Here is a 13,534-nt window from a genome sequence, read left to right as displayed (position 1 = left end):
CCGGTTCTGACCCGCCCGAGAGAGCACCACCCTCCTGCCGTGGGCCTGCGCAGGTGCGGCAGGATCGGCCCATGACGTATGACGTGGCTGCCGTCCGTGCCCAGTTCCCCGCCCTCGCCGAGGGCGCGGCCCACTTCGACGGACCGGGTGGCACCCAGACGCCCGAGCCGGTGGCCCGCGCCGTCGCGGACACACTGCTGGCGGCCGTCGCCAACCGGGGCACGGTCACCGCGGCCGAGCGCCGCGCGGAGGAGATCGTGGGGGCCGCCCGCCGGGCGATGGGCGATCTCCTCGCCGTGGAGCCGCGCGGCGTGGTCTTCGGCCGGTCGGCCACCGAGCTGACCTTCCACGTCAGCCGCACCCTGGCGGCGGGCTGGGAGCCGGGGGACGAGGTCGTGGTCAGTCGTCTGGACCACGACTGCAATGTGCGTCCCTGGCTGTATGCCGCGGAGCAGGCGGGTGCGACCGTCCGGTGGGTGGACTTCGACCCGGCGACGGGTGAGCTCACCACCAAGCACCTGTCGGCGGCGCTGTCCGGGCGGACCGTGCTGGTCGCGCTCACCGCGGCCTCGAACCTCATCGGCACCCGTCCCGACCTGCCCGCGATCGCCGAGCTGGTGCACGGCGTCGGGGCGCAGCTCTGGGTCGACGGTGTCCACGCGACGGCCCACGCGCTCCCCGACCTGGAGGCCTCCGGCGCCGACTTCTGGGTGTGTTCGCCCTACAAGTTCCTCGGCCCGCACTGTGGTGTGCTGGCCGCGCGGCCGGAGACGCTGGAGCCGCTCCGGCCGGCCAAGCTGCTGCCCTCGACGGACGCTGTCCCCGAGCGCTTCGAGCTCGGCACCCTTCCCTACGAGCTGCTGGCCGGGACGACCGCCGCGGTGGACTTCCTGGCCGACCTGGTCCCGGGACAGACCGGCACCCGCAGGGAGCGGCTCGCCACGTCATACGCCGCCCTGGAGGGACACGAGGAGCACCTGCTGTCCCGCCTCGAGCCGGCCCTCCGCGAGCTGCCGGGAGTCCGGCTCCACAGCAACGCCGCGAGGCGCACCCCGACACTGCTGCTCACCATCGAGGGAGTCGACCCGCAGACGGTCCGGCAGCACCTCGCCGACCGGGGCGTCAACGCCCCCGCGGGCCACTTCTACGCCTGGGAGACCAGCCACCACCTGGGACTCGGGGCCGACGGCGGGGTCCGGGTCGGGCTGGCGCCGTACACCGACGAGGCGGACGTCGACCGCCTGCTCGAGGGACTGCGGACCCTGCCCTGCGGCTGATCGCACTCCTCCGTCCGCCGGCCGCCTGTCAGACCCGCTCGATGGCCTCCTGGGACGCGAGGTCCACGCGGTTGAACCGGGTGAGCTGGGTGACGTGCGAGGGGTTCAGCTCCTCGACGCTGCGGACCTGGAGCAGCTGCATGGTGCGCCGGACCTGGTCGGCGAGGATCTCGATCGCCCGGTCCACGCCCTGTCGGCCGCCGGCCATCAGGCCGTAGAGGTAGGCCCGGCCGATGAGGGTGAACTGCGCGCCGAGCGCCAGTGAGGCGACCACGTCGGCGCCGTTGCGGATGCCGGTGTCCACGATGATCTCGGTGTCCCGCCCGACCTCGCGGACGACCTGCGGCAGCAGGTGGAAGGGCACCGGTGCGCGGTCGAGCTGTCGCCCGCCGTGGTTGGAGAGCACGATCGCGTCCACTCCGAGGTCGGTCAGCTTCCGGGCGTCACTGACCGTCTGGACACCCTTCACCGCCAGCTTGCCCGGCCACATCGCCCTGATCTCGGCGAGGTCCCCGTAGTTGATCGAGGGGTCCATCGCGGAGTTGAGCAGCTCCCCGACCGTGCCACCGGTCTCCGACAGGGACGCGAACTCCAGCTTGGCGGTGGTCAGGAAGTCCCACCACCACCAGGGGCGCAGCGAGGCGTTGGCCACCGTCCGGAGGGCGAGCTGCGGCGGGATGGAGAAGCCGTTGCGGGTGTCCCGCAGGCGGGCGCCGGCCACGGGCGTGTCGACCGTGAACAGCAGGGTGTCATAGCCTGCGGCGGCCGCACGCTCGACGAGGCCGTAGGAGATCTCGCGCTGGCGCATGACGTAGAGCTGGAACCAGTTGCGTCCGTGCGGGTTGGCCGCCTTCACGGCCTCGATCGAGGTCGTGCCCAGTGTGGAGAGGGTGAACGGGATGCCCGCGGCACCAGCGGCCCCGGCACCTGCCACCTCTCCCTCCGTCTGCATCAGGCGCGTGAAGCCGGTCGGTGCGATCCCGAACGGCAGCGCCGAGGTGTCGCCCAGGACCGTGGTCGCGGTGCTGACCTCTGAGACGTCGTTGAGGATCGCCGGGTGGAACTCCACGTCCTCGAACGCCTGCACGGCGCGCTTCAGCGAGATCTCGTCCTCGGCGCCACCGTCGGTGTAGTCGAACGCGGCTGCCGGTGTCCGCCGCTTGGCGATCCGGCGCAGGTCCTCGATGGTCTGCGCCGACTGCAGACGGCGCCTGCGGCCGTTGCGCTCGAACTTCTTGAACTTCATGAGCTCGAGGACCTCTGCGGGACGAGGGGCCTGACGCTGGACCATGCTGGCTGTCTCCTTCGGGGGGCGGGACGGCACCGTCGGCGGGACGGGCTGTTCGGGCTGCTCGAGTCGGGTCATGGTGTGGGGATCATCCAGGAGAGGACTGTCGACTGCAGTCCGACGAGCAGGCACAGGGCGAGCAGCATGCCCACGCTCCACCAGATGACCTTCCGGAAGATATCGGACTCCCGGCCGACCAGACCGACCGCGGTGGCGGCGATGGTGAGGTTCTGCGGGCTGATCATCTTGCCCACCACACCACCGGAGGTGTTGGCCGCGACGAGCAGGGCCGGGTCGATGCCGGCCTTCTCGGCGGCGGTCTGCTGCAGCGTGGCAAAGAGCGCGTTGGCGCTGGTGTCCGACCCGGTGACCGCGGTGCCCAGCCAGCCGAGCACCGGCGAGAAGAACGCGAACGCCGCGCCGGTGCCGGCGATCCAGGAACCGATGGTGATCGTCTGGCCGGACTGGTTCATCACATAGGCCAGGGCGAGGACGGAGCCCACCGTCAGGATGGCGAAGCGGAGCTTGACGACGGTCTCCCGGTAGACGCCGAGGGTGTCCCTGCCCGACATCCGGTAGACGAGTGCCACCACGAGGCCCGAGACCAGCAGGAGCGTGCCGGGAGAGGAGAGCCACTGGAGGCTGTAGACGGTGCTGGTCGAGAGCTCGCCGGCCGGGGTGAACACGTTGCCGTCCAGCCCGGGCCAGGGGATCTTCACATCTGTCCCCGCCAGCCAGCCGGTCAGCGGCGCCCAGAGCTTGGCCAGTGAGAAGACCGCAATGACCAGCAGGTAGGGGAACAGTGCGAGGAACACCCTGGTCGGGGTGAGCGCCACCGTCGTGCGTCGGGCGGTCGCCACGCCACCTCCGGCGGCCTCCGGCGAGACCGGGTCGGCATCCTCGTGCGCGCGCTCGCTGTCCATCCGCTGCAGCGCCTCCCGGCCGCCGCTCGGCTTCCACACCCGCAGCACCAGCACGGCGGCGGCCAGACCCGCCAACGAGGCGACGATGTCGGTGAGCTCCACGGAGAGCCAGTTCGAGGAGACGAACTGCGCCACCGCGAAGGCCACCCCCACGGTCGCGGCGAGCGGCCACAACTGCCTCAGACCCCGGCGGCCGTCCACCAGCACCACGAGGAACAAGGGGACCAGGGCCGCGAGGAACGGCGTCTGCCGACCGACCACTGCACCGATGTGCTCGTAGTCGATGCCGGTGAGGTTGCCCGCGGTGATGATCGGGATCGCGATGGCCCCGAAGGCGACGGGGGCGGTGTTCGCGATCAGGACGACGCTCGCCGCCCGCATGGCGGTGAAGCCGACGGCCATCAGCATGACGCCCGTGATCGCGACCGGGGCACCGAACCCGGCCAGCGCCTCCAACAGGCCACCGAAGCAGAACGCGATGATGATCGCCTGCACGCGTGGGTCGTCAGAGATCAGGTCGATGACGAGGCGCAGGTCCTCGAAGCGCCCCGACCGGACCGTGAGCTCATAGAGCCAGATGGCGTTCACGACGATCCACATGATGGGGAACAGGCCGAAGGCGAACCCCTGGGTGGCGGACAGCCCAACCAGGTGAATCGGCATGCCGTAGGCAAGCACCGCCACGAACCCGGCGACAGCCAGAGCGGCCAGGCCTGCCCAGTAGGCCTTCCAGCACAGCACGCCCAGCGTCACGAAGATCGTCACGAGCGGCAGCAGCGCGACCAGGGAGGACCACAACAGGCTTCCTGCGACCGGCGCCAGATCAGGGGTGTACATATCGCCTCCGTACTCATCGGCGGCGCGACACTGGTTCATCGCCGTTGATGGACTGGGTGGTTAGGGATGTATTGGTTGATCTCTTAGTGGTCTGACCACTAAGAGAAGAGTAGGGATGCGCCGGGGCGGCGTCAAGACCCTCGCGCCAAGAAGTTCTTTAGCGCCGCCCGTGTGCTACAACTGACTCAGACCACACAAGGACACGACCACCCAGAGGTTGGACCACAGATGGCGAGTGCGGAGAGCGGCCCGGCGTGGGGTCCGGTGGCCCGCAACAGCACGCACGAGCTGGTCATCGAGGCCATCGAGGACCAGATCATGGCCGGGACCCTCACGGTGGGTGATCCGCTCCCGCCCGAGCGTGACCTGGCTGCCCGCCTCCAGGTGAGCCGGGCCGGCGTCCGGGAGGCCATCCGCGTCCTGGAGAGCCACGGTGTCCTGCGATCGAGCGTGGGCTCCGGTCGCGGCGCCGGGACCTTCATCGCCTCCATGCCGAGCGCCGCGCTGACCCGACTCCTCCGGCTGCACGTCGAGCTCGCCAACTTCCAGGTCGACGAGGTCGTTGAGGCGCGCATCCTCCTCGAACGTTCCAGCGCCGCGCTCGCCGCGCAACGGGCCAGCGCCGAGGCCGTCGAGGCCATGCGCGTCCCCCTGACCCTGATGGACACGGAGAGTCTGGACCGGGAGACGTTCAACGACGCCGACACGGACTTCCACGTCGCCATCGCCCAGGCGGGCGGCAACCGGCTCTTCTCCAACCTGACCGAGGCGATCCGCGCCTCGCTGCGCTCGCGCCACCTCGAGGCGTTCCGCAAGGTGACCGACTGGGAGGCCCTGGCGTCGGTGCTGCGGACCGAGCACCACGGCATCCACGAGGCGATCCGCGAGGGCCGGGCCGATCTGGCCGCCGATCTCGTCGAGGCCCACATCCGGGGCGCTGCGTCGGCCCTCCCCGACCTGACCGAGCACTGAGACGCGGCTCCGAGCACCTCGCCCACCACACCGCATACGGCCTGGCATTAGTGTGTGCCCATGCCGATCAGCAAGGTCCTTATCGCAAACCGCGGCGAGATCGCCGTCCGCATCGCCCGTGCCTGTAAGGACGCCGGCCTCGGGTCCGTCGCCGTCTACGCCGAGCCGGACCGTGATGCGCTGCACGTGAAGATGGCCGACGAGGCCTACGCCCTGGGGGGCAGCACGCCGGGCGACTCCTACCTCGTGCAGGAGAAGCTGATCGACATCGCGAAGCAGTCCGGGGCCGACGCGGTCCACCCGGGCTACGGCTTCCTGGCGGAGAACGCCTCCTTCGCCCAGGCCGTCCTCGACGCCGGACTGACCTGGATCGGCCCCGGCCCGCAGGCCATCGACGCCCTCGGCGACAAGGTCAGGGCCCGGCACATCGCCACGGCTGCCGGCGCCCCGCTCGTGCCCGGCACCAAGGACCCGGTGGCAGACGCCGACGAGATCGTGGCCTTCGCCCAGGAGCACGGGCTCCCGATCGCGATCAAGGCGGCCTACGGCGGTGGCGGACGTGGGCTGAAGGTCGCCCGCACCATCGAGGAGATCCCCGAGCTGTTCGACTCGGCGGTCCGCGAGGCGGTCTCGGCCTTCGGTCGCGGCGAGTGCTTTGTCGAGCGCTACCTCGACCGGCCCCGCCACGTCGAGACCCAGTGCCTGGCCGACCAGCACGGCAACGTGGTCGTGGTCTCCACCCGGGACTGCTCCCTGCAGCGCCGTCACCAGAAGCTCGTCGAGGAGGCCCCCGCGCCGTTCCTGTCCCCGGAGCAGCAGGCCGAGCTGGACCGTGCCTCCAAGGCGATCCTGAAGGAGGCCGGCTACGTCGGGGCGGGCACCTGCGAGTTCCTCGTCGGCCAGGACGGCACCATCTCCTTCCTCGAGGTCAACACCCGCCTGCAGGTCGAGCACCCGGTCACCGAGGAGGTCACCGGCATCGACCTGGTGCGCGAGCAGTTCCGCATCGCCGACGGTGAGGAGCTGGGCTACGACGCGACCGACGTCCGTGGTCACTCCTTCGAGTTCCGCATCAACGGCGAGGACCCCGGCCGCGGGTTCCTGCCCGCGCCGGGCTCCGTGCTGACCTACCGGGTCCCCAGCGGCCCGGGCGTGCGCGTGGACTCCGGTGTGGAGCAGGGGGATGTCGTCGCCGGCGCCTTCGACTCCATGCTGGCCAAGCTCATCGTCACCGGCCGGACCCGGCAGGAGGCCCTGGCCCGGTCGCGGCGCGCGCTGGCCGAGTTCGTCGTGGAGGGCATGCCGACCGCCCTGACCTTCCACCGCGCCGTCGTCGAGGACCCGGCGTTCGCCCCGGAGGACCCGACGACCCCGTTCTCGGTGCACACGCGCTGGATGGAGACCGAGTTCGACAACCGGATCGAGCCCTACTCCGGCCCGACGGCGGATGCCGACACCGAGCCCGAGGAGCGGCAGAACCTGGTCGTCGAGGTCGGCGGCAAGCGCGTGGAGGTCTCCCTGCCCGGCGGTCTCGCGCTCGGCAGCAGCAACGGGACCGGTGCCCGCAGGAAGGCGCCGAAGCGGTCCCGCTCCGGCGGTGGCGCGGCGGCGGCCTCCGGTGATGCCGTGACCGCACCGATGCAGGGCACCATCGTCAAGATCGCCGTCGAGGAGGGTCAGCAGGTGGCCGAGGGCGACCTGGTGGTTGTGCTCGAGGCGATGAAGATGGAGCAGCCGATCAACGCCCACAAGGCGGGCACCGTCACCGGTCTGGCCGCCGAGGTCGGGCAGACCGTCGGCAACGGTGCAGCGATCTGCGAGCTGAAGGACTGACCCGCCCGGGAATGCACCGGCCCGTCCGACTGCTGACACGCGCATGAGCTTTGACGACGTGGTAGACCTGCTCGACCGGACCCACGTGGTGGCCATCGTCACCACGCGGGCCAGCGGTGAGCCCATCGCGACCCCCATCTGGTCGGTCGTGCTCGACGGTGTGCCCTACCTGCGCTCGGCCTACGGGCCAGGCTCCTGGTGGTACCGGCACGTCCGCTCGGGCCGTCCTGTGGCCTTCGCGATGGGCGACGGCAAGATCTCCGAACGCGACCGCCCGGCCGCGCTGGACCTCCCCCGCGAGCCGGTCACGACGACCTACGTGCCGGTCGACGACGCGGTGCAGTCCGCGATCAGCGAGGAGCTGCGACGCAAGTACGCAGCAGAGCCCTCGTCCGTCCGGGAGATGCTCAGCGAGGATGCGCTCGCCTGCACCCTCCGCGTCGAACCGGTCTGACCGCACCGGCGGGGCCGCCGCAGCCGGGCGGGCCGCAGGCGATCCGGCGTGGCGGTGGCGACAGCGACCCCGCCGTGGTTGGCTCGTGCAGCGGAGCAGCCCACCACCTGCGGAGGACGTGACATGGTCGAGCACTACCCCATCCTGACGATCCTCCCGCCGGTCCTGGCGATCGTGCTCGTCCTGGCGACCAAGCGGGTGCTGGTGAGCCTGGGGTCCGGGGTCGTCGCCAGCGCCTTCCTGGTCGCCGACCTGGACCCCATCGAGACCATCACCCTGGTCTGGCAGGCCTTCTCGGCCATCTTCTGGTCCGAGGGCGCCGTCAACACCTACTACGTCTTCATCCTCGCCTTCACGCTCACGCTGGGCGTCATCGCGGCCCTCATCATGATGTCGGGCGGCACCCGCGCGTTCTCGGACTGGGCGGTGCAGCGCATCAGCACCCGGCGAGGGTCCAAGATGCTGGCCGCGGCCCTCGGCATCGTGATCTTCATCGACGACTACTTCAACGCGCTCGCGGTGGGGCAGGTCGCGCGCCCCGTCACGGACAAGCACAACGTCTCACGGGCCCACCTGGCCTACATCGTCGACTCGACCTCGGCGCCGGTCTCGGTCCTGGCCCCGTTCTCCAGCTGGGGCGCGAGCATCATCGGCATCATGGCGCCGATCGTGGCCGGGTCGACACTGGTGGTCAGCGACGTGGGCGCCTTCCTGGGGGCGGCGGCCATGAACTACTACGCCATCGCGGCCGTCCTGATGGTCTGGGTGATGGTGCTGCTGCACATCGAGATCGGCCCCATGCGCCGCGAGGAGCACCGCGCCCTCACCGCAGGCCGCACCTTCAACCCGGACGAGGTCATCCCCGGCGAGCTGGCCGAGGACCTGCCGGTGCACCACCCCGGTGCCAAGCGCGCCCTGGTCATCCCGTTCCTGCTGCTCGTGGCGGGCGTGCTCGGTGGGATCGCCTGGACCGGCTACCGCGCCGGAGGGAGCTGGGACGTCCTGTCGATCTTCGCCAACACCGACGTCAGCGCGGCACTAGTGTGGGGCGGGGCGCTCGGGCTGGGAGCCGCGCTCTACTACTACCTGCGCTACACCTCGGACAACCCGAGGTTCCGCACCGCCACCCTCGGCAGGGGGTTCTGGGAGGGCATCAAGTCGATGATGCCGGCCGTGTCCATCCTGCTCCTGGCCTGGATGCTGGGTGATCTGATCGGCCGGCTCGGCACCGGTGAGTACCTCGGCAGCCTGGTCGAGGCCGCCTCGGTGCCCCCGGCCTGGCTGATCCCGCTGATGTTCCTGCTGGCCGGCGCCATGGCCTTCTCCACCGGCACCTCGTGGGGGTCCTTCGGGCTGTTGCTGCCGATCGCGGGTCAGATCATGAACAACGTCGACGGCGGGTCGGAGCTGCTGCTCGCCGCGTTCGGGGCGGTCCTGGCCGGGGCGGTCTTCGGCGACCACTGCTCACCGATCAGCGACACGACGATCCTGTCGAGCACAGGCTCGGGGTGCAACGTCATCACCCACGTCACCACCCAGCTGCCCTACGCGTTGGTCACCGCCGGGATCGCCCTGGTCGGCTACGTCGTGTTCGCCCTCACGAGGAGCGGCACCGCGGGCCTGCTGGCCACGCTCGTGACCCTGGGCCTGAGCGCCGTGGCCGCCAAGGCCCTGCTCACCCCGCTCGAGGAGGAGATCCCGATCGAGGAGCAGGCCGACCGGCTGCTCCCCCAACCCGACTAACCCGGCGACTCACCGGCCACCGCCCCGGTGGGTCCGCTCGATCACGCCGCAGCGCAGGGTACGCGTCGGAGGCTCGACGGGTGTCAGCCTGCCGCCCTCCTGGTGCGCACCGCCCAGCGCTCGGGAACGTCACAGGACGTGCCGCACCGTGTCGGGACACCGGTCCACCCGCGGTGCGTCATCGTGCAGGCGAGATCCAACGCCACCTGACACGGGTCCTCCGCCGCGTCCCACGTGACCCGCACCGTGACGTCACCCACGGCGGCCGCCTCCCGGTCCCGGCACCGGTCCTCGTGGAACCGATCACCTCCGTGCCAGGCCAGGCCATCACCCTCGACCCGGATGCCGAGGGCCCGGTGGCGCAGGTCGCTGCGCCGCACGTGCCGCCGCCCACCTGCCACCCCGAGGCCCCGGTGCCCTGATTCGCCGTCGCGGTTCGCGGTCGCCGCGACGTGCAGCCCTGAGACCGGTGGATCCTGGTCATCGTGAGGGACCTGGAGCTCGAACCCCGCGAGGCCGTGCCCGCGAATGACACCACGCAGGACCCTCAGCTCCAGCGGACTCTCGACGCCCTCCACAGCATCCGCGCACGCCCGGCGCAACCGACCCGCCATCGGGTGGTGCCACTGGGCGTCCAGGAGCTCGAGCAGCGCGGCCGGGTCGAGGAGATTGCGCTGGGACGCGCGTCCGAGAAGCGCCGCGGTCTCGTCCAGGGTGAATCCGGGCTGCGCCGTCAGGTCGAGCACCGTCTGCCGGACGCTGGTGATCGGCAGGCGCCTGTGCCTCACGACCTCGACCCGACGTCGTCGCACCACCCTCAGCCCTGGTTGGCGCACCACCGTGCGACGGCTCGGGATCGCCAGGCTCAGCACCGAGGGTCTTCGGGGTTCCAGGCCCCAGATGAATGCTGCTGTCTGGTGCGAGAGCGCGGCACCGGACCCGGTGTAGAGCACGGCCGCCCAGACTCGCGCCGACCAGTCGAGGGGGCCCGTGTGGGTGGCGTAGACCCCGGGGTGGATCCGCTGCCACCGGCGCCCTCGGAGCTGACCATCGATCTGCCTCGAGCTCATGCCGGCCGCGAGCGCCTGCGGCCGACTGATGGTGCGGCACTGTCCGCCAGCCACGCTGCGGACGGCTTGCTCCGTCTGCTGATCCATCGGCTCATCGTGCACCGGGACCGCTTCGATGCGCCGGGTCCGTCCACAGGCCTGCCCACTCCAAGGCTTGGGCTCCACCGCCCTTGGCCCCCCGGCTGCGCCGCGTGAACTTCTTCCCTCCGTGTGGACTTTTCCCGCGGTGCGGTGCAAAAGCCCACACAGAGGAAGAAAGTCCACAGGACCACATCAGCGCGCAGAGCGGCGTCGAGGGGCGGGAGCCCACGTGCCACCCGGCGCGGTGTCAGTCGGCGAGCGCGGGGATGACCTCGCTCTCGAACAGCTCGATGCCGGAGGTGTCCCACGCCGCCTCGGCGAAGTAGTGGATGGCGTAGCCGAGCCCGGCGTCACGCAGCGCGCCGAGCTTCTCGACGATCTGTTCCGGCGTGCCCACGGCCGGCTGCCTGCGCATGCTCGCGATGGCCGCGTCGGCCTTCTCCGCGGACTGTCCCGTCGTGACCATGTGGTCGCGCAGCCAGGCCAGTCGCTCCTCGACCTCGGCCTCGTCGCGACCGATGGCGGTGTTGTAGTTGGAGCTGCGCACGATGCTGTCGAGGTCCCGGCCGATGTCGCGGCAGTGTCCGGCGAGCACCTCCGACTTGTGCCTGAAGCCTTCCAGGTCACCGAAGAAGTTGGTGTAGTCGGCGTACTCCGCGGCGATCCGCAGCGTCTTCTGTTCGCCACCGCCTGCGATCCACATCGGGATCCCGTTGGCCTCCGACCCGGGCAGACTCGTGCCCTGCAGCGGCCGCGGGTGCACCAGCGCCCCGTCCACCTGGTAGTGCTCGCCGTCCAGCGTGGCGCTGCCTGTCGTCCACGCCTGGCGGAAGATCTCCACCCCCTCGCGCAGCCGCGCCAGCCGCTCCCCCGCCCGCGGGAAGCCGTAGCCGTAGGCCCGCCACTCGTGCTCGTACCAGCCTGCGCCGATGCCCATCTCGGTCCGCCCGCCGGAGACGATGTCGACTGTCGCTGCGACCTTCGCCAGGTAGGTCGGCTCCCGGTAGCTCATGCACGTGCACATCTGGCCGAGCCGCACCCTGGACGTGGCGGCCGCGAAGGCCGCCATGAGGGTCCACGCCTCGTGGCACGGGTCGTGCGTGGGCTCGGGCGTGGTGTGGAAGTGGTCATAGACCCAGATCGACTCCCACTGCGGGTTCTCGTCCGCACGGACCGCCAGGTCCCGCATCACCTGCCACTGGTCGGCCGGGGCGATCCCGTGCAGGTCCATCCGCCAGCCCTGGGGCACAAAGATTCCGAAGCGCATAGGGACAACGTATGTTGCTCGGCCGGCTCCGCGCGCACCAGGCGGGGCCCGGTGCGTCGTCAGGCGGGGCCCGGTGCGTCGTCAGGCGGGGCCCGGTGCGTCGTCAGGCGGAGAAGAACGGTCGGGTGCCGCGGGGCGGGAAACCGTCCTGCGGAGCCTGACCGGCCAGGTCTGCCCCAGCCTGCCGGGCGAGTCGATCAAGGCCTTCGGCGAAGGGGGACGGCGTGGGGTTGGACGCGGCTGCGCCGAGGTCGTTGACCATGCGCAGGTAGAACGGTCTGCGGCTGGCCGCACCGACCCAGACCCGGTGCACCGGAGAGACCCCGATCGCTGTCAGCTCCGTCAGTGCCACGGTCCGTCGGACGATCCGGCCCTGCGCGACCAGTCGCCCGTCTCGGACCCTCACGGAGCGCCACAGCTCAGAGAGCCCGAAGAGACCTACTGCCACCAGGACCCAGGCAAGGTGGTTGCCCTTGACCGCGCCGAGCACGCCCATGGCTAGCACGACGATTCCCGGGATGACCAGGCGTAGCCGCGTGCTCCAGTGCGGTCTGCTGACCAACTGGTCGCCTCGGTCCACCGTTGCCCGCCCTCTCACCTGCGCTCTCGACGGGATTACCCTGCCACAGGAGGGTCCGACCAGGGGACCAGATCGCCGCTCGGCGGAGGACACACGCATACTGGGTACATGACCGAGACACGTCGCCGGCACCGCAACGACGACAGCGTCATCACCCGGCTGCTGCACACCTCAGCAACCTGGGCCGTGGTGGGGCTGTCGGCCAACACCGCCCGCACCGCCTACGGAGTGGCCCGGTTCCTGCAGGAATCGCTCGGCCACCGGGTGGTCCCCGTGCACCCGCGCGCCGAGCCCACGCTCGGGGAGACCGGCTATGCCAGCCTGGCGGACATCCCCGACGGGGTCACGGTCGACGTCGTGGACTGCTTCGTCAACTCCTCGCGGGTGGGAGCGGTCGTCGACCAGGCGATCGAGCAGGCCGAACGCCTCGGCATCACCGCCGTCTGGCTGCAGCTCGGCGTGGTCGACGAGGAGGCGGCGCAGCGCGCCAAGGACGCCGGGCTGAGTGTTGTCATGGACACCTGCCCGAAGATCGAGTACAGCACCCCCAGCGGTTTCTGAGGCCCACCCTCACTACAACCCCACCGAGCGCGCGGTCACCCGACATCCCGGCCCACCGAGCGCGCGGTCACCCGACACCCCGGCCCACCGAGCGCGCGGTCACCCGACACCCCGGCCCACCGAGCGCGCGGTCACCTGACGTCCCGGCCCACCGAGCGCGCGGTCACCCGACACCCCGGCCCACCGAGCGACCGACATCCCGGCCCACTGGGCGCATGGAGCGCCAACCAGGACGACTGAGGGCGCCCACCCAGCGGGTGGACGCCCTCGCGTCATGGTGCAGGAGCCTCAGAGAGACAGGGCCTTCTTGGCCATCGCCGACTTCTTGTTGGCGGCCTGGTTCTTGTGGATGACGCCCTTGCTGACCGCCTTGTCCAGCTTGCGGGACGCAGCCTGCAGGGCGGACTGGGTCGCCTCGGCGTCGCCGGAGGCGTGCGCCTCGCGGAACTTGCGCATCCAGGTGCGCAGCTCGGCCTTGTGGGCGCGGTTGCGCTCGGTGGCCTTGGCGTTGGTCTTGATGCGCTTGATCTGGGACTTGATGTTTGCCACGAAAAGTCTTCCTGCTTGGTCGGATTGTGTCGTTGAGGGCGACACACACAGTTCGGGACCGGGCGTGGGGCACCCTTTGCGTGAACCGTGTGAGGGTTG

Annotated in this window: 12 protein-coding genes; 6 read left to right on the top strand and 6 right to left on the bottom strand. The window is 70.7% G+C overall.

The features are described 5' to 3' along the window. Positions 1 to 71 precede the first annotated feature (71 nt). Positions 72 to 1,277 (top strand): cysteine desulfurase-like protein, encoded by a 1,206-nt coding sequence (locus tag DA085_RS06945; RefSeq protein ID WP_109472222.1) that lies wholly within the window; start codon positions 72 to 74, stop codon positions 1,275 to 1,277. Between the two features lie 28 nt (positions 1,278 to 1,305). On the opposite strand, the gene DA085_RS06940 is transcribed toward DA085_RS06945, so the two are convergent. Together DA085_RS06940 and DA085_RS06935 are read right to left on the bottom strand one after the other, a co-directional pair. Further along, positions 1,306 to 2,568, bottom strand: a complete 1,263-nt coding sequence (locus DA085_RS06940; RefSeq protein ID WP_109472221.1) for an alpha-hydroxy acid oxidase — start codon at positions 2,566 to 2,568, stop codon at positions 1,306 to 1,308. A gap of 71 nt (positions 2,569 to 2,639) precedes the next feature. Further along, positions 2,640 to 4,325, bottom strand: coding sequence for an L-lactate permease (locus DA085_RS06935; RefSeq protein ID WP_109472220.1), 1,686 nt, complete (start codon positions 4,323 to 4,325; stop codon positions 2,640 to 2,642). Between the two features lie 228 nt (positions 4,326 to 4,553). Between DA085_RS06935 and DA085_RS06930 the strand changes: the two genes are divergently transcribed. The 4 genes from DA085_RS06930 (at position 4,554) to DA085_RS06915 (ending at position 9,327) form a co-directional block, all read left to right on the top strand. Beyond that, positions 4,554 to 5,297 (top strand): FadR/GntR family transcriptional regulator, encoded by a 744-nt coding sequence (locus DA085_RS06930; protein ID WP_109472219.1) that lies wholly within the window; start codon positions 4,554 to 4,556, stop codon positions 5,295 to 5,297. A 60-nt stretch (positions 5,298 to 5,357) separates the two neighbouring features. Continuing rightward, positions 5,358 to 7,130: an acetyl/propionyl/methylcrotonyl-CoA carboxylase subunit alpha gene (locus DA085_RS06925; RefSeq protein WP_109472218.1), complete on the top strand. Its 1,773-nt coding sequence runs from the start codon at positions 5,358 to 5,360 to the stop codon at positions 7,128 to 7,130. Between the two features lie 43 nt (positions 7,131 to 7,173). Continuing rightward, positions 7,174 to 7,584 carry a DUF2255 family protein gene (locus DA085_RS06920; protein WP_109472217.1) on the top strand — a complete coding sequence of 137 codons (411 nt, stop codon included), beginning with the start codon at positions 7,174 to 7,176 and terminating at the stop codon, positions 7,582 to 7,584. A gap of 123 nt (positions 7,585 to 7,707) precedes the next feature. Beyond that, the gene (locus DA085_RS06915; RefSeq protein WP_109472216.1) at positions 7,708 to 9,327 is read left to right on the top strand and encodes a Na+/H+ antiporter NhaC family protein; all 1,620 of its coding nucleotides are present in this window, start codon (positions 7,708 to 7,710) and stop codon (positions 9,325 to 9,327) included. A gap of 83 nt (positions 9,328 to 9,410) precedes the next feature. On the opposite strand, the gene DA085_RS06910 is transcribed toward DA085_RS06915, so the two are convergent. The 3 genes from DA085_RS06910 to DA085_RS06900 form a co-directional block, all read right to left on the bottom strand. Then, entirely contained in the window at positions 9,411 to 10,484 is a 1,074-nt protein-coding gene (locus DA085_RS06910) for a type IV toxin-antitoxin system AbiEi family antitoxin domain-containing protein (RefSeq protein WP_109472215.1), read from the bottom strand. A gap of 241 nt (positions 10,485 to 10,725) precedes the next feature. Then, positions 10,726 to 11,745 (bottom strand): LLM class F420-dependent oxidoreductase, encoded by a 1,020-nt coding sequence (locus tag DA085_RS06905; RefSeq protein WP_109472214.1) that lies wholly within the window; start codon positions 11,743 to 11,745, stop codon positions 10,726 to 10,728. Between the two features lie 103 nt (positions 11,746 to 11,848). Beyond that, positions 11,849 to 12,307, bottom strand: a complete 459-nt coding sequence (locus DA085_RS06900; protein WP_154402124.1) for a hypothetical protein — start codon at positions 12,305 to 12,307, stop codon at positions 11,849 to 11,851. 126 nt (positions 12,308 to 12,433) lie between these two features. On the opposite strand from DA085_RS06900, the gene DA085_RS06895 reads away from it, so the two are divergent. Further along, positions 12,434 to 12,886: a CoA-binding protein gene (locus DA085_RS06895; RefSeq protein ID WP_109472212.1), complete on the top strand. Its 453-nt coding sequence runs from the start codon at positions 12,434 to 12,436 to the stop codon at positions 12,884 to 12,886. A gap of 288 nt (positions 12,887 to 13,174) precedes the next feature. Here the strand turns inward: DA085_RS06895 and rpsT are convergent, their stop codons facing one another. Next, positions 13,175 to 13,435 (bottom strand): 30S ribosomal protein S20, encoded by a 261-nt coding sequence (gene rpsT, locus DA085_RS06890; protein WP_109472211.1) that lies wholly within the window; start codon positions 13,433 to 13,435, stop codon positions 13,175 to 13,177. Positions 13,436 to 13,534: the final 99 nt, after the last annotated feature.

The sequence above is a fragment of the Ornithinimicrobium cavernae genome (assembly GCF_003121625.1).
Taxonomy (GTDB): domain Bacteria; phylum Actinomycetota; class Actinomycetes; order Actinomycetales; family Dermatophilaceae; genus Ornithinicoccus; species Ornithinicoccus cavernae.
Note: the sequence above shows the minus strand (reverse complement) of the source record. Positions and strands in the feature narration are given on the sequence as shown.

Bases quoted from the DNA above. Each gene is read 5' to 3' on its own strand.
- DA085_RS06945 (WP_109472222.1), top strand. From the start codon at position 72: ATGACGTATGACGTGGCTGCCGTCCGTGCCCAGTTCCCCGCCCTCGCC.
- DA085_RS06940 (WP_109472221.1), bottom strand. From the start codon at position 2,568: ATGGTCCAGCGTCAGGCCCCTCGTCCCGCAGAGGTCCTCGAGCTCATG.
- DA085_RS06935 (WP_109472220.1), bottom strand. From the start codon at position 4,325: ATGTACACCCCTGATCTGGCGCCGGTCGCAGGAAGCCTGTTGTGGTCC.
- DA085_RS06930 (WP_109472219.1), top strand. From the start codon at position 4,554: ATGGCGAGTGCGGAGAGCGGCCCGGCGTGGGGTCCGGTGGCCCGCAAC.
- DA085_RS06925 (WP_109472218.1), top strand. From the start codon at position 5,358: ATGCCGATCAGCAAGGTCCTTATCGCAAACCGCGGCGAGATCGCCGTC.
- DA085_RS06920 (WP_109472217.1), top strand. From the start codon at position 7,174: ATGAGCTTTGACGACGTGGTAGACCTGCTCGACCGGACCCACGTGGTG.
- DA085_RS06915 (WP_109472216.1), top strand. From the start codon at position 7,708: ATGGTCGAGCACTACCCCATCCTGACGATCCTCCCGCCGGTCCTGGCG.
- DA085_RS06910 (WP_109472215.1), bottom strand. From the start codon at position 10,484: ATGGATCAGCAGACGGAGCAAGCCGTCCGCAGCGTGGCTGGCGGACAG.
- DA085_RS06905 (WP_109472214.1), bottom strand. From the start codon at position 11,745: ATGCGCTTCGGAATCTTTGTGCCCCAGGGCTGGCGGATGGACCTGCAC.
- DA085_RS06895 (WP_109472212.1), top strand. From the start codon at position 12,434: ATGACCGAGACACGTCGCCGGCACCGCAACGACGACAGCGTCATCACC.